Origin of the sequence: Streptomyces sp. NPDC002476 (genome assembly GCF_042889785.1) — a bacterium.
GTDB lineage: Bacteria > Actinomycetota > Actinomycetes > Streptomycetales > Streptomycetaceae > Streptomyces.
In genome coordinates this window covers 163,637-185,789 of sequence record NZ_JBIARH010000003.1, presented here as the reverse complement: position 1 = coordinate 185,789, position 22,153 = coordinate 163,637, and the positions used below count along the sequence as shown (strand labels likewise).

The following is a 22,153-nucleotide window of genomic DNA, read 5'->3' as shown; positions in this document are numbered from 1 at the left end:
CGGGCCCGGCCCGGGCTCAGGGCGATGTCCTGGGCAACTGCTTGCCGTAGTCGACCGTGTCCTGCTCCGCCGGCGCCTCCAGCGGGAATTCCCGGCCCCAGTCCGACAGCGTCACGGTCCCGCCGCCTCCGCCGCGTGCGAACCGCAGCGGGTAGGGCGTGCCCTCCAGGGCGACGTCGAGCGTGCCGCCCTCGCCCTTGCCACCCGTGATCTGGACGGTGCGGACCTGCCCGACCTTCGTGCGGTCGCCCTTGTTGAGCGTGCCGTGCAGCGTGAGCACCCCGTCGAGCAGGGTCTTCTTGTCCGTGAAACCGCGCAGCTGCTTGTACGTGGGGTCGTCCTGCGGCACCTTGACGTACTTGTTCTGGAGCTTGTCGGCGGCGTCCCCGCCCGCCGCGGTGTCCGCCCCGGGCTTCTCCTCGTGGCTCCAGAAGGCGGCGTTCGCCTTGAGGTAGAGCTCGTCACCGATCCGCAGCAGCTCGAAGGTGCTGTCCTTCGAGACGACGGAGCCGGTGCCGCCCTTGTCCTTGAGCCGCATGTCCAGCTTGTACGTGCCGTCCTTGCCGACCAGCGTCCCCGCGAGGTGCACCGTGTCGGCGCCGTCCGCGGCGGTCTGCGCCTTCTTCTCGATCCGCTCGGCGGAGAGCTTGCCGACGCCGTTGGTCCCCTTGTCCGGGTCCTCGCCCGCGCATGCCGTGAGGGCGACGGACAGCCCCGCGCAGAGCACGACGCCGAAGGCGGTCCGGCGTCGGGCCCGGGCGGGCGGCACGGAATCGGTCACTGGACGCACTGCCTCTCATCTGCGTGGCGGTTCACCTGTATGGCGGTTCACCTGCGTGGTGGGGTGGCAGACCGCAGCGTACCCGTGCCGATCACACCGTCCGGCAGAGAGTCGTACGGAGCGCTCCGCCGGAGCGACACGGAGCGGCACGGGCTAGCCTGATCCCGTCATAACGGATGATTGACGGCCAAACATGCCGGACGACGAAGTCGTACACGGAAGAGACCGCGAAGCCGTACGCGCGAGCGTCGTACCCGGCCGGAACCCTTCACGGTCGGAGTCGTCCCCGGAAGAGACGGAAGAAGGAGACGCACCATGGCGGCAGGCGCCCCCAGGGTCTTCGTCTCGCATCTCGCCGGCGTCCCGGTCTTCGACCCCAACGGCGACCAGGTGGGCCGGGTGCGCGACCTGGTCGCGATGCTGCGCGTCGGCGGGCGGCCGCCCCGGCTGCTCGGTCTCGTCGTCGAGGTGCTGACCAGGCGCCGGATCTTCCTTCCGATGACCCGTGTCACGGGGATCGAGTCCGGTCAGGTCATCACCACCGGCGTGGTCAACATGCGCCGCTTCGAGCAGCGCCCGACCGAGCGGCTGGTGCTCGGCGAGTTCCTGGACCGGCGCGTCCGGCTCGTGGAGACCGGCGAGGAGGTCACCGTCCTCGACGTCGCCATCCAGCAGCTGCCGGCCCGCCGCGACTGGGAGATCGACAAGTACTTCGTGCGCAGGGGCCGGGGCGGGGCCCTGCGGCGCAAGGGAGAGACGCTGACGGTCGAGTGGTCGGCGGTCAGCGGGTTCTCGCTGGAGGAGGAGGGGCAGGGCGCCGAGTCCCTGGTCGCCACGTTCGAGCGGCTGCGCCCGACCGACGTGGCGAACGCGCTGCACCACCTGTCGCCGAAGCGGCGGGCCGAGGTCGCCGCCGCGCTGGACGACGAGCGGCTCGCCGACGTCCTGGAGGAGCTGCCCGGGGACGACCAGGTGGAGATCATCGGCAAGCTCCAGGAGGAGCGCGCGGCCGATGTCCTGGAGGCCATGGACCCGGACGACGCGGCCGATCTGCTGTCCGAACTGCCCGAGGAGGACAAGGAGCGGCTGCTGACCCTGATGCGTCCGGGCGACGCGGCGGACGTGCGGCGCCTGATGTCGTACGAGGAGCGGACGGCGGGCGGCCTGATGACGACCGAGCCGATCATCCTGCGGCCGGACGCGACGGTCGCCGACGCGCTCGCCCGCGTCCGGCAGGCGGACCTGTCCCCGGCGCTCGCCGCGCAGGTGTACGTGTGCCGGTCGCCGGACGAGACCCCGACCGGCAAGTACCTGGGCACCGTGCACTTCCAGCGGCTGCTGCGGGACCCGCCGTACGCCCTGGTCGGTTCGATCGTCGACAGCGATCTCGTCCCGCTGACCCCGGACACCCCGCTGCCGGCCGTGACGAGCTATCTGGCCGCGTACAACCTGGTCTCGGTGCCGGTCGTGGACGAGAGCGGTTCGCTGCTCGGCGCGGTGACCGTCGACGACGTGCTCGACCATCTGCTGCCCGAGGACTGGCGGGAGACCGACTTCCGCAGCGGGGGGGAGGCCGCCCATGGCCGGTGAGGACCGCGCGAAGGCCACGACGACCGGCGCCTCGGGCATCGTGCGCCCGCCCCGTTACCGGCTGGACCAGCCGAAGGCCCCGCGGCCGAGACTGCTGCCCGAGTACGACCCCGAGACGTTCGGCCGGCTCTCCGAACGGATCGCCCGCTTCCTGGGCACCTGGCGCTTCATCGCCTGGATGACGCTGTTCATCATCGTCTGGGTGGTGTGGAACGTCTTCGCGCCCGCGGCCCTGCGGTTCGACCCGTACCCGTTCATCTTCCTGACGCTCATGCTGTCGCTCCAGGCGTCGTACGCGGCCCCGCTGATCCTGCTCGCGCAGAACCGGCAGGCCGACCGCGACCGGGTCACCTACGAGCAGGACCGCAAGCAGAACGAGCGCTCCATCGCGGACACCGAGTTCCTCACCCGGGAAATCGCGGCCCTGCGGATGGGGCTGGGCGAGGTCGCCACCCGCGACTGGATCCGCTCCGAACTGGAGGATCTCGTCAGGTACCTGGACGACCGGCGCGGCCGTCCCCCGGCTCACGCGGACGGCAGCGACGAAGACCGCTGAGGGCTGCCACTCGCGCGCGGCGACAAGCGCCGTAGGCCCGCCCGTCGCCCACCACCACCCTCAACGAGCGCTGCGCGCACCCTCCCACCCGTCGCCCACCACCACCCTCAACGAGCGCTGCGCGCACCCTCCCACCCGTCGCCCACCACCACCCTCAACGAGCGCTGCGCGCACCCGTACTATCGATGTATGGCTACGGAAGACGCGGTGCGCGAGGCACTGGCGACGGTGAACGACCCGGAGATCCACCGCCCGATCACCGAACTCGGCATGGTGAAATCGGTCGAGGTCGGCGCTGACGGTGCGGTCGCTGTCACGGTCTATCTCACGGTCTCGGGCTGCCCGATGCGCGAGACGATCACCAAGAGCGTGACCGACGCGGTCGCCCGCGTGGAGGGCGTCTCGCGGGTCGACGTCACGCTCGACGTGATGAGCGACGAGCAGCGCAAGGAACTGGCGGCCTCGCTGCGCGGCGGCACGGCCGAGCGCGAGGTGCCGTTCGCCAAGCCGGGCTCGCTGACCCGGGTCTACGCGGTCGCGTCCGGCAAGGGCGGCGTCGGCAAGTCGTCGGTCACGGTGAACCTGGCGGCCGCGATGGCGGCCGACGGCCTCAAGGTCGGTGTCGTGGACGCCGACATCTACGGCCACAGCGTGCCCCGGATGCTCGGCGCCGAAGGGAAGCCGACCCAGGTCGAGAACATGATCATGCCGCCGTCGGCGCACGGCGTGAAGGTCATCTCCATCGGCATGTTCACCCCGGGCAACGCTCCGGTGGTGTGGCGCGGGCCGATGCTGCACCGCGCGCTGCAGCAGTTCCTCGCCGACGTGTACTGGGGCGACCTGGACGTCCTGCTGCTCGACCTGCCGCCGGGGACGGGCGACATCGCGATCTCGGTCGCGCAGCTCGTGCCGAACGCCGAGATCCTCGTCGTCACGACGCCGCAGCAGGCGGCGGCCGAGGTCGCCGAGCGGGCCGGGTCGATCGCGGTGCAGACGCACCAGAAGATCGCCGGTGTCGTCGAGAACATGTCGGGCATGCCGTGCCCGCACTGCGGCGAGATGGTCGACGTGTTCGGTACGGGCGGCGGCGCGAGGGTCGCGGAGGGACTGACCCGGACGGTCGGCGCGGAGGTGCCGGTGCTCGGCTCCATCCCGATCGACGTGCGGCTGCGCGAGGGCGGCGACGAGGGCGAGCCGGTCGTCCTGTCCGACCCCGACTCCCCCGCGGGCAAGGCGCTGCGCACCATCGCGGACAAGCTCGGCAACCGCCGTCGCGGTCTGTCCGGCCTGTCCTTGGGCATCACCCCGCGCAACAAGTTCTGAGCCGCGGCCCGCTGTACGGCACACGGCCCGTCGTACCGCTGTACCGGACGGGGGCCCGCTGTACGCGCCCGAGCGCGTGCAGCGGGCCCCGTCATCCGCTACGCGTACGCCGTGATGTCCTCGACGACCGAGAAGCCCAGCCCGTACGCGCTCATCCCGCGCCCGTACGCGCCGATGTGCACCTCTCCGGGCGCCGACCCCGCCAGCACCCAGCCGAACTCGGACTCGCGGTAGTGGAACGGCACCGGGACGCCGTCCACCGGCAGGGACAGCGTCGACCACGCGGACCCGTCCAGATCGTCGGCGAGTTCGAACGCCGTCTCCGTCTGCTGGCTCAGCCAGTCGTCACGCAGCGCGTGGTCCAGATGGGCGGGCCAGGTGCAGGCGAGCAGCCCGGACCAGGCCAGCCAGGCCGCAGAGGCGACCGTCGTCGCGTCCAGCAGTCCGGTGCCGTCGCCGCTGCGCTGTTCGGGGCCGCCGGCCACTGTCACGACGACCGCGAACCGCTGCCGTTCACCACCCGCGTCGGTGCGTACCGACGGCTCGTCGCCGTGACCGATGGAACCGTGCCGCACCGGGCCGTCGGCCGCGGCGCCGATCTGCAGCAGCCGGCGCGGTCCGGTGAAGGCGCCGTCCAGTCCGTACCAGGGAAACGGAGCGGCCAGGAAACCATCGACCATGCGCCGGGCAGCCGACGTCCCCTCGGCGGTGCCTGTGCCCGGCGCGTCCTCCGCGCCCACCCGACTGGTCGTCTCCATCTGCCCGGCCGCCTCCTCGATCCATGGGGTCCGGAGCGGCCCGCCCCCCGCGGGCGTCCTCACAACCGGACAGATGGAGAATAGCCATAGCGTCCGGACGACCTGGGATTGACCACCGTCAGGTGGCGTCGGCGTCGAACGGCGGGTGATCGTCCTTCACCGGCTGCGGACGCTTCTTGAGCAGATCCGGAGTACCGGCGGACCCACCCGAACCGCCGACCGCCGAACCGTCCGGCGCGCCGCCGCGGGAGTCGGCGGATTCCACGGCCGCGGGCTCCCGGCCGTTCACCGCGTCGGTGACCTCGGACAGGTCCTTGCGCAGGTCGAAGCTCTCGCGGATCTCCTTCAGCCCGAGCTCGTCCTCGCCCGCCATGAGCTGCTTGCGGACGAACGTCTTGGGGTTGAGGTCCTCGAACTCGAAGTCCTTGAACTCCGGCCCCAGCTCCGAGCGGATGTCGTGCTTGGCGCTCTCCGAGAACTCGCGGACCTTGCGGATGAAGCGCGAGGCGTCCTGAATGACCTTGGGCAGCTTGTCCGGGCCGAAGATCAGCATGCCCAGGATCGCGAGCGTCAGCACCTCCATGACGCCTATATCAGTGAACACCTTGTCGCTCCTCGTGTTCTCCGCGACCAGGGTGGTTGCGGTCCGGACCGGCTCCACGGTACCCGCCGTGACTGCCCGCGCGGTAGCGCCTCACGGCCGTCAGCCGCTGGTTGCCGACCCGAGCGTCACAGAGATGGACAGCTCTTTACCACCGCGGGTCAGTCCGAAGTCCAGCCGGTCACCGGGCCGGTGCGCCCGGATCTTCACGATCAGTTCCTCACCGCTGTGCACCCGTCGGCCGTCGACCGCGGTGATGACGTCCCCCGGCCTGATCCCGGCCTTGGCGCCGGGCCCGCCGGGCGTCACCGCGGGCTTGCCCTCCCCGCCCTCGGCCCCGACCTTGGCGCCGTCGCCCGTGTACTTCATGTCGAGCGTGACACCGATCACGGGGTGCGTGGCCCTGCCTGTGTTGATCAGCTCCTCGGCGACGCGCTTGCCCTGGTTGATCGGTATGGCGAAGCCGAGCCCGATGGACCCCGACTGTCCGCCATCGGTGCCGGAGCCGCCGTCGGCGGCGCGGATGGCGCTGTTGATGCCTATGACATGTGCGTCGGTGTCGACGAGCGGTCCGCCGGAGTTGCCGGGGTTGATCGGGGCGTCGGTCTGCAGCGCGTCGACGTAGCTGATGTCGCTGCCGTCGCCCTTCTCGCCGCCCGCGGTGATCGGGCGGTCCTTGGCGCTGATGATGCCCGAGGTCACCGTGTTGGACAGCTCGAAGGGGGCGCCGATGGCCACCACGGGGTCACCGACCCGCACGTTGTCGGAGTTGCCCAGCGGCAGCGGCTTGAGGCCGGACACGCCGGTGACCTTGACCACCGCGAGGTCGTAGCCGCTGTCCTTGCCGACGACCTCGGCGCGCGCGGTCTCGCCGCCGCTGAACGTCACGGTGATCCGGCCGGCGGAACCGGCGGGGGCCACGACGTGGTTGTTGGTGAGGATGTGGCCCGACTTGTCGAGCACGAAGCCGGTGCCGGTGCCCGCTTCGCTGGTGCCGCTGACATGGAGCGTGACCACGCTGGGCAGGGCGCTGGCGGCGATACCCGCGACGCTGTCGGGGGCCCGGCCGCCGTCGTTCCGGCCGGTCTGCGGGAGCTCGACGCGAGTGAGGCCGCCGTTGCGCTCGACGTAGGCGCCGACCCCGCCGCCGATCCCGCCCGCCACCAGCGCGAGCAGCAGCGCGCCGACGAGGACGGAACCCCGGCGCTTCTTCCTGCTCCCGCCGTCGGCGCCGAGTGGCGGGCCGGGGTGGGTCAGCGGCCGGCGCGGGGCGCCCCAGGGGTCGTACTGGAGCCACTGCGTCGACTGGCCCGGAGGTGTCGGCGGCGCCGACCGGGCACCGGGCTGCGGGAGCGGGGGCGCCGGGGGTGTGAAGCCGGGCGTCGGTGCGGTACTGATGCCCGCGCCGTTCGTCCCCGCGTAAGGCGCGGGCACGGGGGTGCCGTGCGCCGGAGTCGGGACCGGCCGCTGCACGGGGGGCGCGGGCGCCCAAGGGCCGGGTTCCCCGTACGGCGGGGTGCTGTACTCGTCGGGCTCGTGCAGCGGCCGCATCGACTGCGCCGCCGGTAGGGGCGCAGCGGGCCCGGTCCCGGGGGACGGGGTCCCGGTCGTGGAGGGCGACGCCCCGGGCCCGGCCCCGGGAGACGGGTACACCTCGGGAGACGGGGGCACGGAATCGGCCGGAGGGTCCATGTGCGCCGGGTGCGAAATGTGCGCGGTCTCCAGCGTGTCGGCGGGCGGCGTGGCGTCCTGCGGGGAGGACGGCCCGTCCGGCTCAGGGCGGGTGGCATGCCCCGGCGTGGGCCGGCTCCACCACTTCGCCTTCGGCCCGGTGGACTTCGCGTCTTCCATACTCTCCCCGCAACTGCCGCGACCGGGTACCGCGCCCCGGGCGGGGCGCCCCTCCCGGAACTCCACCCGGAATTCAACCAGGTTTGCGAGCCAGGTTTGCGATTGTCCGCGCAGACCTCGTTCAGTGCCGGGTGGCGTTCACCGCCGGGAGGAGAGCGGCGTGCCCTGGTCCGCGGGGGTCGGGAGAGCCGTGACCGGAGGAGGCGTCCAGGACGGCGGCACGGACGGCACGAGTGCCGTCGGCGACGGCGTCGGGGCGAGCCGTCCCAGCACCGGGGCGAACAGCGGGGTGGTCCCGGTCGGAGGTATCAGCGGCGGCGCCGACACCTGGGGCAGAGCCTGGACGTCGAGGGTGTTGTGCAGGAGCCCCGGGCCCCCGGAGAGGTTCGAGAGAACCGGGAGGCGGTTGGCGGAGGCGGAGAGCGCGGGAGCGGCGTAGGGCGCCGGCGTGGTCTCCGGCACGGTCGGCGGGGCGGCGGGGGTGCCCGCGCGGTCGTACGTCTCCGTCGTGGTGCGGGCGCTCTGACCGCTTCCGCCGCGACGGCTGACCGAGCTGCCGCTCTCGCCGCGGGCGGTGTCGAGCGGGGTCACGGTGTTCCCGGCGCCGGCCGCCCTGACCGGGGCGCTGGTACCGGCCCCCGTCTGGAGGGCGCCGCCGAGGGCGATGGCCGCCAGCGACACGGCACCGGCGGCGGCGAAGGCGAACCTCCGGCCGCGCGACGCCGCCCGGTCCGGCTCACGGCCGACCTCGTGGATCCGGAAGCCCGTGCGGGCGGACCCCCCGGGCAGCCGGAGATCCGCGCGGGCGGTTGCGCGCGGGAGGACGGCGGTGGATCCGTGCCGGTCGTCCGGGAGGTAGCCGAAGTCGCCGAGCCCCGGACCGCGCCCGGTGGCCGTACGGCTGCCGGGCCGACGGCTCAGGGGCAGGAATCCGTCGGCGAACCGCCCGGAGTCGCCGAACGGTCCTCCCCGGCCGTCGTCGTCATTCCCCGGGCCCCCGGGAAGGCCCTGGAGCCGGGCGAGGAACCCCTCGGACGGCGAGGGCGGGGCCGACTGTGCGAAGACACTCTTCAGGCGGCGCTGGGCCGCCGCCTCGGCCTTGCACTTGGCGCAGGTCGCGAGGTGGGCCAGTACCCGTTCGCGGGCGTCGTGTTTCAGCTCGCCGTCGACAAGCGCGGCGAGCCGGTCCCCCAGATGCTGTTCCGCGGGGGTCGGACCCGTGCCGCTCACGCCGTTCCGCCCTCCCCTGCCAGAACCGCGCCCGCCAGCGACGGCTGCTGGACGCGCCGGGCCCCGGGCGAACGGTGCTTCAACGCCTTGCGCAGGTGCGAACGGCCGCGGTGGATGCGGCTGCGCACGGTGCCGAGCTTCACACCCAGCGTCGCGGCGATCTCCTCGTACGAAAGGCCCTCGATGTCGCAGAGCACCACGGCGGCACGGAACTCGGGCGCGAGGGTGTCCAGCGCGTGCTGCACGTCCGCGTCGAAATGGGCGTCGTTGAAGACCTGCTGCGGAGACGGCTCACGGCTCGGCAGCCGCTCGGCGGCGTCGTCGCCGAGGGAGTCGAAACGGATCCGCTGCTTGCGGCGGACCATGTCGAGGAACAGATTGGTCGTGATGCGGTGCAGCCAGCCCTCGAACGTGCCCGGCGTATAGGTCGACAGCGACCGGAACACGCGGACGAAGACCTCCTGCGTGAGGTCCTCCGCATCGTGCTGATTGCCCGTCAGACGGTAGGCGAGACGGTAGACCCGGCCGCTGTGCGTGCTGACGATCTCTTCCCAGGAGGGCGGTGTCCACGCCTGGGAGTCCGCATCTGAGGCGAAGGTCGCGGTCGGCGCGGAGGCGGCGGAAGAACGGTCAGCGATGTCGGTCACGGATTTCGGCTCACCCGCCGACCTGAGAAAGCGCTTCAGCACTCCTCCCCGATCCGCAGGCGCAGCCGCACCTCCCCTATCGGCTCTGGTGGTGTCCAGCGGAGCCCCTACCATAACCACCTCGCCCGTTAGCTCCGGATAAGCCTTTTTCCTGCTGAGGCCGGGGAACTCCCCGGAACCGCGGCCCGTGGCCCCGGCCCGGTCCTCCGGGCCGCTTTCCACGGGCTCTCCCCGCCCCTCTACAACGTCCGGTCCCATCTGCGGGTTCCCGGGCACAGCGGATACAGTCACCGTTGCGCCAACTACGGGGACAGGAGAGGGTCATTACCGCCAACCGGCAGACGAGCTGGGCGTTCGCCGACGCCTTTGTCGCCGAGGACGAAGCGATGCTCTGGGCCAGGGACCGGGCCCGGGAGACGGGGCTCCGCCCGGTGTCACCAGGCACCGGCGCCGCGCTGCGCTTGCTCGCTGCCACGACGGACGCCAAAGCCGTGGCCGAAATCGGCACCGGGACCGGTGTATCCGGACTCTATCTGTTGTACGGGATGCGGCCCGACGGGGTACTCACCACCGTCGATCCGGAGCCCGAGCGCCAGCAGTTCGCCCGTGAGGCGTTCCGCGCGGCGGGCTTCGCCGCCAATCGGGCCCGCTTCATCCCCGGGCGCGCCCTGGACGTGCTGCCGCGACTCGCGGACGGCGGCTACGACCTGGTGTTCTGCGACGGGGACCGGCTGGAGAGCCTGGACTACCTCGCCGAATCGTTGCGCCTGCTGCGCCCCGGCGGCCTGGTCTGCTTCGAGGGCGTCTTCGCGGACGGCCGCACGGTCGACGCCGCGGCGCAGCCCACGGAGGTACTGCGGCTGCGGGAACTGCTGCGGGCGGTGCGCGAGAGCCAGGGGCTGATGGGGACGTTGCTGCCGGTGGGCGACGGACTGCTGTGCGCGGTGCGGCGGGGCTGACGCGGCGTCCGCGCGGTGCGCGACGGGTCACGGCCGGAGCGTACGGCCGAGGACGCCGGAGCGTGCGACCGCGGACGGTGCGTATCGCCACGGCCGGATGGCGGCGGCGCGGTCGCATGGTGACGGCGGGCCGCCGGCCGTTGGCGGCCGTGTGACGGAGGACGGGAAACCGGTCACGAAGCGTCACTGCCCCGGCACGGTCACCCGTGCCGGGGCAGTGACGAAGTGTGGGCGCCTCTGCTTCAGCCGACGACCTTCTTGAGGGCGTCACCGAGCGCATCGGCCTCGTCCGGTGTCAGCTCCACGACAAGCCGTCCGCCGCCTTCGAGCGGAACGCGCATGACGATGCCCCGCCCCTCCTTGGTCACCTCGAGCGGGCCGTCGCCCGTCCGCGGCTTCATGGCCGCCATGCTCGTTCCCCTTCCTGAAACCAGCTCATCGCAACCGGCGGCCCCATGACAGGCGCTGTGTCACCGGCATCGAACACATTGCTTCCTGGCCATTATCCCGCATCACAGACCCCAATGACCAACATCGGTAGGCATCGCTTGCGCAACGCGCGCTCCCAAAACCACCCAATTCGACGATCAGGCTGCGATACTCCGTCACTTCGCCCCCTCGCCGGAGCGCGGGTGGGCACGATTGTTAGACGCAGGTCACATGTTCGCCGGTGTCCGGGTCGGCCATGCTTTCCCGGACAGCACATCGTCCGAGGCGCAGAAGGAGACATCGAAATGGCCGACGAGACGGCGAACAGCGTGCTCTACGAGGTGAGCGACGGACTCGCGACGATCACGATCAACCGCCCCGACGCGATGAACGCCCTGGACACCGCGGTCAAGGTCGCGCTGCGCGACGCCCTGCGCTCGGCGGCCACCGACACCGCCGTACGAGCCGTGCTGCTCACCGCGACAGGGCGCGCCTTCTGCGTCGGCCAGGATCTCAAGGAGCACGTCGGGAAGCTCGAAGAGGCCCGTGGGTCCGGCGGCGGCAATGCGCTGAGCACCGTGCGGGAGCATTACAACCCGATCGTCCGGGCCATCACCGACATGCCCAAGCCCGTCGTGGCCGGGGTGAACGGTGTCGCCGCCGGTGCGGGTTTCGGATTCGCGCTCGCCTGCGACTACCGGGTGGTCGCGGACACCGCTTCCTTCAACACGTCCTTCGCCGGGGTCGCGCTCACCGCCGACTCGGGCGTCTCCTGGACGCTGCCCCGGCTGATCGGGCAGAGCCGCGCCGCCGATCTACTGCTCTTCCCGCGTTCGATCTCCGCACGGGAAGCCCATGAGCTGGGCATCGTGAACAAGCTGGTGCCCGCCGCCGACCTGGCGGCCGAGGCGGTCGCCGTGGCCCGCGCCCTGGCCTCCGGTCCGACGGTGGCGTACGCCTCGCTCAAGGAGTCGCTGGCCTTCGGTGCCTCCCACGGCCTGAGCGAGGCACTGGAGAAGGAGGACGAGCTCCAGACGAGGGCGGGCAAGTCCGAGGACCACTCGATCGCGGTGCGGGCATTCCTGGACAAGGAGAAGCCGAAGTACCTCGGCCGCTGACCGGCCGACCCGTCCCCGGCCGTGCGGGCATACGAGCGCACGGCCGGGGGCGCGGCACGGCGCCGGGGCATCCGGCTCCGCCCCGGCCCAGGCCCCGGTCAGGACGCGGAGCCGGATGCCCCGGCGCCGCGCGCCACGCAGTCGGCCAGGTGGTCGTCGACCAGGCCGCACGCCTGCATCAGGGCGTAGGCCGTCGTCGGTCCGACGAATCGGAGGCCGCGCTTCTTGAGGTCCTTGGCGAGCGCCGTGGACTCCGGGGTGACCGCGGGGACGTCCTGGACGGTGCGCGGGGCCGGGCGGCCGGCCGGGTCGGGGGCGTGGGACCAGATCAGCTCGTCCAGTTCGCCGTCGGTCCAGCCGGCCAGCACCCTGGCGTTGGCGAGGGTCGCCTCGATCTTCGCCCGGTTGCGGATGATCCCGGCGTCGGCGAGGAGGCGGTCCTTGTCCGCGTCGCTGAACTCCGCCACGGCGGAGATCTTGAACCCGGCGAAGGCGGAGCGGAAGCCCTCCCGGCGGCGCAGGATCGTCAGCCAGGACAGGCCCGACTGGAACGCCTCCAGACAGAGCCGTTCGAAGAGGGCGTCGTCGCCGTGGACGGGGCGGCCCCATTCGGTGTCGTGGTACGCGAGGTAGTCCTCGGTGGAGAGCCCCCACGGGCAGCGCGCGCCGCCGTCCGGTGCCGTCATCGTGCCGCCGCTCATCGTCGGGGCTCCTCTCCGGGTCGTTCCGCCCCCCGGGACTCGTGGCGCCGTGGGTCGCTCCGCTGGGAATCGTGCTGCTGCGGGCCGTGCTTGCGGGGGTCGTGCCAGGGGTCCTGCTCCGGGTCCCCCTCGGGCCCGGCGTCCTGCCGCGAGGTCTCCCACGGCGCCTCGGAACGGTCCTCGGGCCGCTCCGGCGGCTGCCTCGTCGCGTCCTCCGGCCGCTCCGGCACCGGATGCGCACCGGCCTCCGGTCGTTCGAGGGGACCGGGGCCGGAGGCCGCGGCCGCCCGCGCGCCGGCCAGCGCCGACTCCAGCTCCGCGATCCGCGCGTCCCGTTCGGCGAGCTCGGCGCCGAGCCGGTCGAGCGCCTCGTCGACGTCCGTCATGCGGTAGCCCCGCACGGCCACCGGCAGCCGCAGCGCCTCGATGTCGGCGCGGCCGACCGGGCGCGTCGCGGGCAGCGGGTCCGTCAGCCGCTCGGGGGCGACGTCCTGGAGGACGGCGTCCTTTCCGCCACCGACCACCGCGAGGGTCACCGTGGCCACGACCACCACCATCGTCAGCAGCAAGAACCAGAACACGCGCATCTCCCCGGGAGCGGAAACCTGTCCGCGTCCGATCGTGCCACGCCCCACCGACAACCGGTGCCGCGTGCTTCCCCGTGCAGCGGGCCCGTGCTTCCCCGTGCACGGCCCTGCCGGTCCCCTTCCCGCGGCGCCCCGCTGCCTCGTCCGGCGGCCCGGCGCGTCCTCGCCCGGCGAGCCCGTACCGGGTGAGGGGCACTAGGGTCGCAGGCGACCACGGGCGATCTACCAGAGGAGAAACGCGGGATGCGAAGCGGTGCGCTCAGGCTGGGACGGCGCGAGTTCGACGCGCACGAGCCGGTGATCATGGCGATCGTGAACCGTACTCCGGACTCCTTCTACGACCAGGGCGCCACGTTCCGGGACGAGCCCGCGCTGGCCCGGGTCGAGCAGGCCATCGCGGACGGGGCGGCGATCGTCGACATCGGCGGGGTGAAGGCGGGTCCCGGCGCGGAGGTGACGGCCGAGGAGGAGGCCCGCCGCACGGTCGGGTTCGTCGCGGAGGTGCGCCGCCGCCACCCGGACGTGGTGATCAGCGTCGACACCTGGCGCCACGATGTCGGCGAGGCCGTCTGCGAGGCCGGCGCGGACGTGCTGAACGACGCGTGGGGCGGCGTCGACCCGAAGCTCGCGGAGGTCGCCGCGCGGCACGGCGCCGGTCTGGTGTGCACGCACGCGGGCGGCGCCGAGCCCCGGACCAGGCCGCACCGGGTCGCGTACGACGACGTGATGGCGGACATCCTGCGGGTGACGGTGGGGCTGGCCGAGCGGGCGGTGGAACTCGGGGTGCGGCCGGACGGGATCATGATCGACCCGGGTCACGACTTCGGGAAGAACACCCGGCACTCCCTGGAGGCGACGCGCAGGCTCGGCGAGATGGCGGAGACCGGCTGGCCGGTCCTGGTCTCACTGTCGAACAAGGACTTCGTGGGCGAGACGCTCGACCGGCCGGTCAAGGAGCGGTTGATCGGGACGCTGGCGACGACGGCCGTGTCGGCGTGGCTGGGCGCCCGGGTGTACCGGGTGCACGAGGTGGCGGAGACCCGGCAGGTGCTGGACATGGTCGCGTCGATCGCGGGACACCGGGAGCCCGCCGTGGCCCGGCGGGGACTGGCCTGACGGACCGGCCCGACGGACCGGCTCCCGGGTGCGCGGCCGGCGGGTGCGCCCCGCCCGGCGGCCGCCGGGCCCGGGACGCCCCACCGGCGCGGTCGCGCCGTACCGGCACGTCCTACCGGCCGACCTCCTTGGTCACCAGGTCGACGGCCTCGTCCACGTCGTCCGTGACGTGGAACAGCAGCAGATCCCGGTCGGACGCCTTGCCCTGCGCCACCACCGTGTCCCGCAGCCAGTCCACGAGCCCGCTCCAGTACGCGGTGCCGAACAGCACGATCGGGAAGCGGGTGACCTTCCCGGTCTGGACCAGGGTGAGCGCCTCGAAGAGTTCGTCGAGGGTGCCGAGGCCGCCCGGCAGGACGACGAAGCCCTGCGCGTACTTCACGAACATCGTCTTGCGGACGAAGAAGTAGCGGAAGTTGACACCGATGTCGACGTGCGGGTTGAGACCGGACTCGAAGGGCAGCTCGATGCCGAGCCCGACGGAGATGCCCCTGGCCTCCCGCGCCCCCTTGTTCGCCGCCTCCATGGCACCGGGGCCGCCTCCGGTGATCACCGCGAAGCCGGCCTCGACCAGGGCCCGGCCGATCCGCACGCCCGCCTCGTAGTCCGGTCCGCCGGGCCGGGTCCGGGCCGAACCGAAGACGCTGATGGCGCTCGGGAGCTCGGCGAGGGCGCCGAAGCCCTCGACGAACTCCGACTGGATGCGCATCACCCGCCAGGGGTCGGTGTGCACCCACTCGGAGTCGCCCTCGGTGTCCAGCAGCCGCTGGTCCGTGGTGCCGGGCTGCACCTGCTCCCTGCGGCGCAGTACCGGCCCGAGCCGCTGCTCCTCGGGGACGTGTGCTCCTTCGGGGTTGCCCATGACCTGCTCCCTCCGACGACGGTCGACAGCCACCCGTCGTCCGTGATGACCGTCTCTGTCAGGTCAGCCTAGATCCACGGAGGTTACGCGCGGGCGAATCCCTGAGGTCGGCCGGTCAGCCAGGAGCGAAGCCGCTCCTCGCAGTGGGTGATCCGGTCGGTCCGCACGTGCTCGTCGCGCTTGTGGGCAAGGAGCGGGTCGCCGGGTCCGTAGTTCACAGCGGGCACACCGAGGGAGCCGAAGCGGGAGACGTCGGTCCAGCCGAACTTGGGCCGGGCGGTGCCGCCGACCGCCGCCATGAACGCCTTCGCCGCCGGATGGGAGAGGCCGGGCATGGCCGCGCCCGAGTGGTCGTCGACGACGAACTCGGCGACGCCGCAGTCCGCGAAGACCTCGCGGACGTGGGCCAGCGCCTCCTCGGCGGTGCGGTCGGGGGCGTACCGGTAGTTGACGACGACGGTGCAGGCGTCGGGGATGACGTTGTTGGCGACACCGCCCTCGATCCGTACCGCGTTCAGGCCCTCGTGGTATTCGAGGCCGTCGATGACCGGGCGGCGCGGCTCGTACGCGGCGAGGCGGGCCAGGATCGGGGCGGCGGCGTGGATGGCGTTGGACCCCATCCAGCTGCGCGCGGAGTGCGACCGCTCCCCCTCGGTACGCAGGAAGACCCGCAGGGTGCCCTGGCAGCCGCCCTCGACCTCGGCGTCGGAACCCTCCAGGAGGACCGCGAAGTCGCCCGCCAGCCAGTCGGGGTGGGCCTCGGCGACGTGTCCGAGACCGTTGAGGTGCGCGGCGACCTCCTCGTTGTCGTAGAAGACGAACGTGAGGTCGCGGTTGGGCTCGGGCACGGTCGCGGCGATCCTCAACTGGACGGCGACGCCCGACTTCATGTCGGAGGTGCCGCACCCCCAGAGCACGCCGTCGTCGTCGAGCCGGGACGGCACGTTGTCGGCGATCGGCACGGTGTCGATGTGTCCGGCGAGCACGACCCGCTCGGCTCGGCCCAGGTGCGTCCGGGCCACGACGTTGTTGCCGTGCCGGTCGACGGTCAGGTGCGGCAGCGTGCGCAGTGCCGCCTCGATGGCGTCGGCGAGTTCCTTCTCCTGTCCGCTGACCGACGGGAAGTCGACGAGCCGCGCGGTCAGCGCGGGGCCGTCCAGAGTGAGGTCAAGGGTGCTTTCGGTCATGACACCGACCATAGCGACCACGCCCCGGCCGCCCCGGCCCTGTGCCCGTCCTGGCCGTCCTGCTCGTTCGGCCCCCTCGGCCCCCTCGGCCCCTCCTGCCCCGTCCGGCCCGTCCGGCCTGCTCCGCCTGTCCTGCCTGTCCTGCCTGTCCTGCCTGTCCTGCTTGTTCGGGCCGTCCCGCTTGTCCGGTGCGTCGGCCCGGTGTCTCTCCGGCCCGCTCGGCGAACGGGCCCTGGGGCCCTCGTCCCGGACAGGCACTCCAGTACGGTGGCCCCGTGTCCCGGACCCTCACCCCAGCCCGCCGCCGCACCGGCCTCGGCCGTCTCTTCCGTATCGTGGCCGCTCTCGTCGTGCTCGCCGCCCTGGGCGGCTACGTGCTCATCCAGTACATCACCGGCAGAACGGTCGCCCAAGGGTGCACCGTGGAGTCCACCGACGGCTCGACCGGCGAGAGCCGCACGTACCGGCTGAGCACGGAGCAGGCTTCGAACGCAGCGACGATCTCCGCCGTCGGCACCTCGCGGGGCATGCCCGAACGCGCGGTGACGATCGCGCTGGCGACCGCGTTGCAGGAGTCCGCCCTGCGCAACATCGAGCACGGCGACCGGGATTCGCTGGGGCTGTTCCAGCAACGGCCCTCGCAGGGCTGGGGCACCGAGCAGCAGATCATGGACCCGGTCTACTCCGCGGGCGAGTTCTACCGGCACCTGGCCGAGGTCCCCGGCTATTCGCGGCTGCCGCTGACGGTCGCTGCGCAGCGCGTCCAGCGCAGCGGCTTCCCGCAGGCGTACGCGAAGCACGAGCCGGACGCCGCGCTGCTGTCGGCGGCCCTGACCGGCCGTGCGCCGGCCACGCTGAACTGCAATCCGCCGCGGACGACGGCCACGGCCTCCGACGCGACGAAGGTACGGACGGAGCTGGAACGCGCCTTCGGCAAGGACGTGCTGCCCTCGGCGCAGCCGTCGGCGGAGGACACGCCGGGCACGGGCGGTGCGCCGTCGACGAGCACGATCGCGGTGCCGGTGCGAACGGCCCCCGACGCCGGGGAGGACGACGCGACTCGGCGCGGCTGGGAGCTGGCGCACTGGGCGGTCGCACAGTCCGCGTCACTCGGCGTGGACGAGGTCACGTACGCGGACCGGGTATGGAAGGCCGGGGCGGGCTGGCGGACGGAGCACAGGGGCTCCGACGGCGACAAGGACGGCGGCAGGGAATCGAACACGGAAAGGGTCCAAATAAAGCTCGCGCGCTAGTACGAGCGGTCCCCCGGAGGTGTCGTCCGGCCGGCTCGTGGCGGCACCCCGCGCCCACCCCCTCCCGGCCGCCTGCGGAACCCCGGATTCCCTTGCATCCCAAGGGAAGTGATGAAGCGTCAGCCTCACGAGGATCAGGGGATCCACCCGGGTCGCCCCGGCATGGGGACCATGGTGCGTTACCGACTCTTTACCTCGGCGCACCGCAACCTCTCCCGCCCCCATGACGGTTGTCATTGCGTCCGATCAACGGACAGACAGATTCCTCATTCCGTCGAAGGAGCATCATGTCCCTCCCCCTGACCCGCCGGATCACCCGTGCCGCTCTGCTGCTCGCCGCAGGCGCCGCCCCCGTGATCGGCGCGGCCGGAGCCGCGGGTGCCGCGCCGCTCCCGCAGACGCCGGACCTCGGCGGCCTGACCTCCGTCGACGGCTCCGGCCTCGGCAAGACGGTCGACGGCGCGTCCAAGCAGGGCACCAAGGCGGCGAACGAGACCGGCGGCAAGATCGTCGGCACGACCCTCCCGGCCGCGGGCAAGACCGTCGACAAGGCGGGCTCCGAGACCGTCCCGACCGTGCAGAAGACCGCCGGTGGCGCGGCGGGCGCCGCGGGCCAGGTCCTCGGCGGCACCGCGGGCGCCGCGACCAAGGGCGGCCTGCCCGCCACGGGCCTGCCGATCGGCTGACCCGGTCGCGTCGACCGATCCGGTCCGTCGTCACCTCACACGCGAGGGGCCGCGGGAGTCACGGCGTACGTGCACTCCCGCGGCCCCTCGCGCGCTCCCTGAGCCCTGAGCCCTGCCGGGCTGCCGGCCGGGCCCGGCCACGGGTCAGCCGTGGGTCAGCCGCTTGACCGCGGCGGCCACCCGCTCGTCCGTCGCCGTGAACGCCACCCGCACGAAGCGGTCACCGGCCGGCCCGTAGAAGTCCCCCGGCGCCACCAGGATGCCGAGCTCCGCCAGGTACGCCACGGTGTCCCAGCAGGGTTCGTCCCGCGTCGCCCAGAGGTAGAGGCTCGCCTCGCTGTGCTCGATCCTGAAGCCGTGGGCCTCCAGCGCGGTGCGCAGGGCGGCGCGCCGTTCCGCGTACCGGGTGCGCTGCTCGGCGACGTGCTCGTCGTCACCGAGAGCCACGGCCTCCGCCGCCTGAACGGGGGCCGGGGTCATCATTCCGCCGTGCTTGCGGATCAGCAGCAGCTCACCGAGCACGGACGCGTCGCCCGCGACGAACGCCGCGCGGTACCCGGCCAGGTTGGAGCGCTTGGAGAGCGAGTGGACGGCGACGACGCCCTCGTACGTACCGCCGCACACGTCCGGGTGCAGCACGGAGACGGGCTCGGCCTCCCAGCCCAGTTCCAGGTAGCACTCGTCGCTGAAGACCAGGATGTCGTGCTCGCGCGCCCACGCGACGATCCGGGTCAGCTCGTCCTTGGACAGGACACGGCCGGTCGGGTTGGACGGCGAGTTGAGCCAGAGCAGCCTCAGCCCGGCCGGGTCCAGCTCCGTGGGGTCGTCGTAGGCGACGGGCTCGGCGCCGCAGAGCCGGGCGCCCACCTCGTACGTCGGGTAGGCCAGGCGCGGGTGGGCGACCTTGTCGCCCGCGCCGAGACCGAGCTGGGTGGGCAGCCAGGCCACCAGTTCCTTGGAACCGACGACCGGCAGCACGTTCTCGTGCGTCACCCCGACCGCGCCGAGCCGCCGCCCCACCCAGCCGGTGATCGCGTCACGCAGTTCGGGGGTCCCCCACACCGTGGGATAGCCGGGGCTGTCCGCGGCGTCGACGAGCGCTCGCCGGATCAGCTCGGGCACCGGGTCGACGGGCGTGCCGACCGACAGGTCCACGATGCCGTCCGGGTGCGCGGAGGCCGTCGACTTGCAGGGCGTGAGCTTGTCCCAGGGGAAGACCGGGAGACGGGAGGAGAGGGAGGAACGGGGGATGCGGGAGGAGCCTGCGGACACGATCTCTGCTTTCTCGTACGGGGGCCGCTGAAGCCCACGGGAACCGCTGCGACCGCCGGAGCGCGAAAACGCCTCGGTCCCGTACGGGACGAGCCGTACGGGACCGGGCGACGCACGTGCGGCCCGCCGATTACTGGTTCTGCGGCGGCAGCGCGGCGATGAACGCGTGGTCGCGCTCGATCAGGCCCAGCTTGGAGGCACCACCCGGCGACCCGAGGTCGTCGAAGAACTCGACGTTCGCCTTGTAGTAGTCCTTCCACTCCTCCGGGGTGTCGTCCTCGTAGAAGATCGCCTCGACCGGGCACACCGGCTCACAGGCTCCGCAGTCGACACATTCGTCCGGGTGGATGTACAAGGACCGCTGGCCCTCGTAGATGCAGTCGACGGGGCACTCTTCGATGCAGGCCTTGTCCTTCACGTCGACACAAGGCTGCGCGATGACGTAGGTCACGCTGTCGTTCCTCCTCGGTAGGGCGTTGGCTCTCGCGCGGGAGCGCGGCGTCGTCGATGCCCACCCCTAGTATCTCCGTTCCCGGGCACGAACCGAACAGGAGGGGCGGACAGAGCTGTGGAATTCACCGTCGGCGGACGACTCGAAGTCCGAATTGCACCGATTGACGTGGGCAAACGGGTATCAGTCCGGCGCACTTCGACGCAGGGGGCGCAGCACCCGAAGTTCACGGACACGGTAGGTGTTCTCACATCATGGGAACATGGTGTGCTGTCGATCACAACGAAGAACGGTGAGTCCGTCCGCATCGCGGAATCGGATCTCGTCGCGGGCAAGGTCGTCCCCGCCGCCCCGGCGCGGCGGCGCGGTGTCCCTGCGGCCTCCTTCGAGGAACTGGCGCTGGTCTGCGCCCGGGCCTGGCCCCCGGTGGAGAGCGAGGCCCTGGGCGACTGGCGGCTGCGGGCCGCGCAAGGGTTCACCCGGCGCGCCAACTCCGTGCTGCCCCTCGGCGATCCCGGCGTTCCGCTCAACGAGGCGCTCCGGTACGTCGAGCGGTGGTACGGCGAGCGCGGGCTGCCCGCGTACGTCCAGGTCGCGACCGGCGCCGAGGGCACCCAGGAACAGCTCGGCGCGGCCCTGGAGGAGCGCGGCTGGCGGCGCGAGGTCACGACGGAGGTACGGGTCGGCGCGCTGGCGCCGGTCGCCGATCTGGACGCGGACGTGACGGGGGTGCGGCTGAGCCGGGATCTCGACGTGGCATGGCTCTCCCGCTACCAGCGCTTCGAGACCCCGGGACGCCCGGGACCGCATGTCCTGGAGGTGCTGCGCGGCGGCCCCTCGGTGTGGTTCGCGTCCGTACCGGCCGACGACGCCGGCGATGACGCGGGCGCAGGTGCCGAAGCCGGGGCCGGTAGGGCGGCCGGGGCAGCCGGAGCTCCTGCGGCGATCGGGCGGTGCGTGGTGGATGGGCGGTGGGCCGGGTTCATGGCCGTGGAGGTGGACCCCGCGCACCGGCGCCGGGGGCTCGCCACCGCCGTGATGACCGCGCTGGCCCGCCGGGCGCTGGACGAGGGCGCCTCGGCGGCGTGGCTCCAGGTGGAGTCGGACAACGAGGCCGCTCGGGCGCTGTACGACGGCATGGGGTTCGCGGTGCACCACCGGTATCACCACTTCCGGTCGGCATGACGGGGCGAGGAGTCCGATGAACGCTCACCGGCCCGGTCCGCACGGGCGGCCCGACGACCCGGACCGCCGGGACGAGCTGCTGCGGCGGTTCGCCGCCGAGGCGCGCGCCGAACGGCCGGACCTGGCCGAGCTCTGCCTGCTGCTGGCCGCCGTGGCCGACCCCGCCCTGGACGCGACCGGGATCGACATGGCGCAGATCGAGCTGGACGAGCTGGCGGGGCGGCTTCCGTACGGGCTGCGGGACGCCCGGGCATGGGCCTCGGCGCTGGCGGAACTGCTCGGCGAGCGATGCGGTTTCGCGGGCTCGTCGGCGGACTACCGGCGGCTGGAGTCGTCGCTGCTCCACGAGGTGCTGCGACGGCGGCGCGGGCTGCCGATCCTGCTGGCGGTGGTGTGGATCGAGGTGGCCCGACGGGCGGGCGGCCCGGTGTACGGAGTGGCGCTGCCGGGTCATTTCGTGGTCGGGTTCGGCGATCCGTCCCAGCGCGTCCTGGCCGACCCCTTCGAGGGCGGCCGTCCGCTGACCGGACAGGACGCGGAGCTTCTGGTGGCCGGGACGACGGGGGCGCCGCTGGAGGAGTCGATGCTGGCCCCGGCCCGGCCGCTGGAGATCGTGCTGCGGATCCTGAACAACATCAGGGCGTGGGCGGCGGCCCGCCCGGAGCACACGGACGTGGCGCTGCGGGCGGTGGACCTCTCCCTGCTGCTGCCCTCGCATCCGGCCCGGCTGCGTTACGAACGCGCGCAGCTGCTCGTGCAGAGCGGGCAGTTCCTGCGCGGGGCGGCGGAGATGGAGGAGTACGCGGACGTGGTCGCCGGGATCGAGCCCGAGGCGGCCGAGGCGATCCGCCAACGGGCGCGGGCGGCACGGGCGTTGCTGAACTGAGTGCTGTGCGGCCGCAGGAGACCGTGGTGGTGCCGGCGGACGGCACGTTCGGTGAGGTGGAGTGTGGACTCGCTGATGCCGGCATGCGGTCGTACGAGCCGTCCACCGCGGCGGTCATCGACGG

The 22,153-nt window shown here is 72.5% G+C and carries 22 protein-coding genes and 1 pseudogene; 10 read left to right on the top strand and 13 right to left on the bottom strand.

Annotated features, from left to right (window positions below; all coding sequences use genetic code 11):
- Positions 1-16: 16 nt before the first annotated feature.
- Positions 17-781: a hypothetical protein gene (locus ACFYXM_RS04680; protein WP_389286843.1), complete on the bottom strand. Its 765-nt coding sequence runs from the start codon at positions 779-781 to the stop codon at positions 17-19.
- A 315-nt stretch (positions 782-1,096) separates the two neighbouring features.
- Between ACFYXM_RS04680 and ACFYXM_RS04675 the strand changes: the two genes are divergently transcribed.
- From ACFYXM_RS04675 to ACFYXM_RS04665, 3 genes are all read left to right on the top strand, one after another.
- Positions 1,097-2,371, top strand: a complete 1,275-nt coding sequence (locus ACFYXM_RS04675; RefSeq protein ID WP_389286841.1) for a magnesium transporter MgtE N-terminal domain-containing protein — start codon at positions 1,097-1,099, stop codon at positions 2,369-2,371.
- Positions 2,361-2,927, top strand: coding sequence for a DUF1003 domain-containing protein (locus ACFYXM_RS04670; RefSeq protein ID WP_389286839.1), 567 nt, complete (start codon positions 2,361-2,363; stop codon positions 2,925-2,927). Before ACFYXM_RS04675 ends, ACFYXM_RS04670 begins: the two co-directional genes overlap by 11 nt.
- 189 nt (positions 2,928-3,116) lie before the next feature.
- Positions 3,117-4,250, top strand: coding sequence for an Mrp/NBP35 family ATP-binding protein (locus tag ACFYXM_RS04665; RefSeq protein WP_389286837.1), 1,134 nt, complete (start codon positions 3,117-3,119; stop codon positions 4,248-4,250).
- A gap of 98 nt (positions 4,251-4,348) precedes the next feature.
- Here ACFYXM_RS04665 and ACFYXM_RS04660 read toward each other — a convergent pair whose 3' ends face one another.
- The 5 genes from ACFYXM_RS04660 to sigE all read right to left on the bottom strand — a co-directional run bounded on the left by ACFYXM_RS04660 (position 4,349) and on the right by sigE (position 9,451).
- Positions 4,349-5,008: a hypothetical protein gene (locus ACFYXM_RS04660; protein ID WP_389286835.1), complete on the bottom strand. Its 660-nt coding sequence runs from the start codon at positions 5,006-5,008 to the stop codon at positions 4,349-4,351.
- Positions 5,009-5,126: 118 nt separating this feature from the next.
- Complete coding sequence (locus tag ACFYXM_RS04655) at positions 5,127-5,612, bottom strand: sec-independent translocase (protein WP_389286833.1); 486 nt, start codon at positions 5,610-5,612, stop codon at positions 5,127-5,129.
- A gap of 99 nt (positions 5,613-5,711) precedes the next feature.
- The gene (locus ACFYXM_RS04650) at positions 5,712-7,460 is read right to left on the bottom strand and encodes a trypsin-like peptidase domain-containing protein (RefSeq protein ID WP_389286831.1); all 1,749 of its coding nucleotides are present in this window, start codon (positions 7,458-7,460) and stop codon (positions 5,712-5,714) included.
- A gap of 138 nt (positions 7,461-7,598) precedes the next feature.
- Complete coding sequence (locus ACFYXM_RS04645) at positions 7,599-8,690, bottom strand: zf-HC2 domain-containing protein (RefSeq protein WP_389286829.1); 1,092 nt, start codon at positions 8,688-8,690, stop codon at positions 7,599-7,601.
- Positions 8,687-9,451: an RNA polymerase sigma factor SigE gene (gene sigE / locus ACFYXM_RS04640; RefSeq protein WP_389287169.1), complete on the bottom strand. Its 765-nt coding sequence runs from the start codon at positions 9,449-9,451 to the stop codon at positions 8,687-8,689. Before sigE ends, ACFYXM_RS04645 begins: the two co-directional genes overlap by 4 nt.
- A 179-nt stretch (positions 9,452-9,630) precedes the next feature.
- Between sigE and ACFYXM_RS04635 the strand changes: the two genes are divergently transcribed.
- Positions 9,631-10,296 carry an O-methyltransferase gene (locus tag ACFYXM_RS04635; protein WP_389286827.1) on the top strand — a complete coding sequence of 222 codons (666 nt, stop codon included), beginning with the start codon at positions 9,631-9,633 and terminating at the stop codon, positions 10,294-10,296.
- Positions 10,297-10,538: 242 nt separating this feature from the next.
- On the opposite strand, the gene ACFYXM_RS04630 is transcribed toward ACFYXM_RS04635, so the two are convergent.
- Positions 10,539-10,706: a DUF3117 domain-containing protein gene (locus tag ACFYXM_RS04630; RefSeq protein WP_003966491.1), complete on the bottom strand. Its 168-nt coding sequence runs from the start codon at positions 10,704-10,706 to the stop codon at positions 10,539-10,541.
- 324 nt (positions 10,707-11,030) lie between these two features.
- Between ACFYXM_RS04630 and ACFYXM_RS04625 the strand changes: the two genes are divergently transcribed.
- Positions 11,031-11,843: an enoyl-CoA hydratase/isomerase family protein gene (locus ACFYXM_RS04625; RefSeq protein WP_389286825.1), complete on the top strand. Its 813-nt coding sequence runs from the start codon at positions 11,031-11,033 to the stop codon at positions 11,841-11,843.
- Between the two features lie 98 nt (positions 11,844-11,941).
- Here ACFYXM_RS04625 and ACFYXM_RS04620 read toward each other — a convergent pair whose 3' ends face one another.
- Complete coding sequence (locus ACFYXM_RS04620; RefSeq protein ID WP_389286823.1) at positions 11,942-12,544, bottom strand: DNA-3-methyladenine glycosylase I; 603 nt, start codon at positions 12,542-12,544, stop codon at positions 11,942-11,944.
- Between the two features lie 265 nt (positions 12,545-12,809).
- Positions 12,810-13,131, bottom strand: a pseudogene (locus ACFYXM_RS04615) (DivIVA domain-containing protein); the annotation flags it as partial.
- Positions 13,132-13,374: 243 nt separating this feature from the next.
- On the opposite strand from ACFYXM_RS04615, the gene folP reads away from it, so the two are divergent.
- Positions 13,375-14,247: a dihydropteroate synthase gene (folP, locus tag ACFYXM_RS04610; protein ID WP_389286821.1), complete on the top strand. Its 873-nt coding sequence runs from the start codon at positions 13,375-13,377 to the stop codon at positions 14,245-14,247.
- Positions 14,248-14,359: 112 nt separating this feature from the next.
- On the opposite strand, the gene ACFYXM_RS04605 is transcribed toward folP, so the two are convergent.
- Positions 14,360-15,109, bottom strand: coding sequence for a TIGR00730 family Rossman fold protein (locus ACFYXM_RS04605; RefSeq protein WP_389286820.1), 750 nt, complete (start codon positions 15,107-15,109; stop codon positions 14,360-14,362).
- Positions 15,110-15,192: 83 nt separating this feature from the next.
- Positions 15,193-16,296 (bottom strand): succinyl-diaminopimelate desuccinylase, encoded by a 1,104-nt coding sequence (gene dapE / locus ACFYXM_RS04600; protein WP_389286818.1) that lies wholly within the window; start codon positions 16,294-16,296, stop codon positions 15,193-15,195.
- A gap of 275 nt (positions 16,297-16,571) precedes the next feature.
- Between dapE and ACFYXM_RS04595 the strand changes: the two genes are divergently transcribed.
- Together ACFYXM_RS04595 and ACFYXM_RS04590 are read left to right on the top strand one after the other, a co-directional pair.
- Positions 16,572-17,549, top strand: a complete 978-nt coding sequence (locus tag ACFYXM_RS04595; protein ID WP_389286816.1) for a hypothetical protein — start codon at positions 16,572-16,574, stop codon at positions 17,547-17,549.
- A 287-nt stretch (positions 17,550-17,836) separates the two neighbouring features.
- Complete coding sequence (locus ACFYXM_RS04590) at positions 17,837-18,235, top strand: ATP-binding protein (RefSeq protein ID WP_389286814.1); 399 nt, start codon at positions 17,837-17,839, stop codon at positions 18,233-18,235.
- A 144-nt stretch (positions 18,236-18,379) separates the two neighbouring features.
- Here ACFYXM_RS04590 and dapC read toward each other — a convergent pair whose 3' ends face one another.
- Together dapC and fdxA are read right to left on the bottom strand one after the other, a co-directional pair.
- A complete protein-coding gene (dapC, locus tag ACFYXM_RS04585) occupies positions 18,380-19,507 on the bottom strand; it encodes a succinyldiaminopimelate transaminase (protein WP_389286812.1) in 1,128 nt (375 codons plus the stop codon).
- 130 nt (positions 19,508-19,637) lie between these two features.
- Complete coding sequence (gene fdxA / locus ACFYXM_RS04580; protein ID WP_018956287.1) at positions 19,638-19,958, bottom strand: ferredoxin; 321 nt, start codon at positions 19,956-19,958, stop codon at positions 19,638-19,640.
- 117 nt (positions 19,959-20,075) lie between these two features.
- Between fdxA and ACFYXM_RS04575 the strand changes: the two genes are divergently transcribed.
- Together ACFYXM_RS04575 and ACFYXM_RS04570 are read left to right on the top strand one after the other, a co-directional pair.
- Positions 20,076-21,143: a GNAT family N-acetyltransferase gene (locus tag ACFYXM_RS04575; RefSeq protein WP_389286810.1), complete on the top strand. Its 1,068-nt coding sequence runs from the start codon at positions 20,076-20,078 to the stop codon at positions 21,141-21,143.
- A 16-nt stretch (positions 21,144-21,159) separates the two neighbouring features.
- Complete coding sequence (locus ACFYXM_RS04570; RefSeq protein WP_389286809.1) at positions 21,160-22,029, top strand: tetratricopeptide repeat protein; 870 nt, start codon at positions 21,160-21,162, stop codon at positions 22,027-22,029.
- Positions 22,030-22,153: the final 124 nt, after the last annotated feature.

Excerpts from the sequence above, each read along its gene's own strand:
- ACFYXM_RS04675 (WP_389286841.1), top strand. The coding sequence starts at position 1,097 with ATGGCGGCAGGCGCCCCCAGGGTCTTCGTCTCGCATCTCGCCGGCGTC.
- ACFYXM_RS04670 (WP_389286839.1), top strand. The coding sequence starts at position 2,361 with ATGGCCGGTGAGGACCGCGCGAAGGCCACGACGACCGGCGCCTCGGGC.
- ACFYXM_RS04665 (WP_389286837.1), top strand. The coding sequence starts at position 3,117 with ATGGCTACGGAAGACGCGGTGCGCGAGGCACTGGCGACGGTGAACGAC.
- ACFYXM_RS04660 (WP_389286835.1), bottom strand. The coding sequence starts at position 5,008 with ATGGAGACGACCAGTCGGGTGGGCGCGGAGGACGCGCCGGGCACAGGC.
- ACFYXM_RS04650 (WP_389286831.1), bottom strand. The coding sequence starts at position 7,460 with ATGGAAGACGCGAAGTCCACCGGGCCGAAGGCGAAGTGGTGGAGCCGG.
- sigE (WP_389287169.1), bottom strand. The coding sequence starts at position 9,451 with ATGGTAGGGGCTCCGCTGGACACCACCAGAGCCGATAGGGGAGGTGCG.
- ACFYXM_RS04630 (WP_003966491.1), bottom strand. The coding sequence starts at position 10,706 with ATGGCGGCCATGAAGCCGCGGACGGGCGACGGCCCGCTCGAGGTGACC.
- ACFYXM_RS04625 (WP_389286825.1), top strand. The coding sequence starts at position 11,031 with ATGGCCGACGAGACGGCGAACAGCGTGCTCTACGAGGTGAGCGACGGA.
- ACFYXM_RS04620 (WP_389286823.1), bottom strand. The coding sequence starts at position 12,544 with ATGAGCGGCGGCACGATGACGGCACCGGACGGCGGCGCGCGCTGCCCG.
- folP (WP_389286821.1), top strand. The coding sequence starts at position 13,375 with ATGCGAAGCGGTGCGCTCAGGCTGGGACGGCGCGAGTTCGACGCGCAC.
- ACFYXM_RS04605 (WP_389286820.1), bottom strand. The coding sequence starts at position 15,109 with ATGGGCAACCCCGAAGGAGCACACGTCCCCGAGGAGCAGCGGCTCGGG.
- dapE (WP_389286818.1), bottom strand. The coding sequence starts at position 16,296 with ATGACCGAAAGCACCCTTGACCTCACTCTGGACGGCCCCGCGCTGACC.
- ACFYXM_RS04590 (WP_389286814.1), top strand. The coding sequence starts at position 17,837 with ATGTCCCTCCCCCTGACCCGCCGGATCACCCGTGCCGCTCTGCTGCTC.
- ACFYXM_RS04570 (WP_389286809.1), top strand. The coding sequence starts at position 21,160 with ATGAACGCTCACCGGCCCGGTCCGCACGGGCGGCCCGACGACCCGGAC.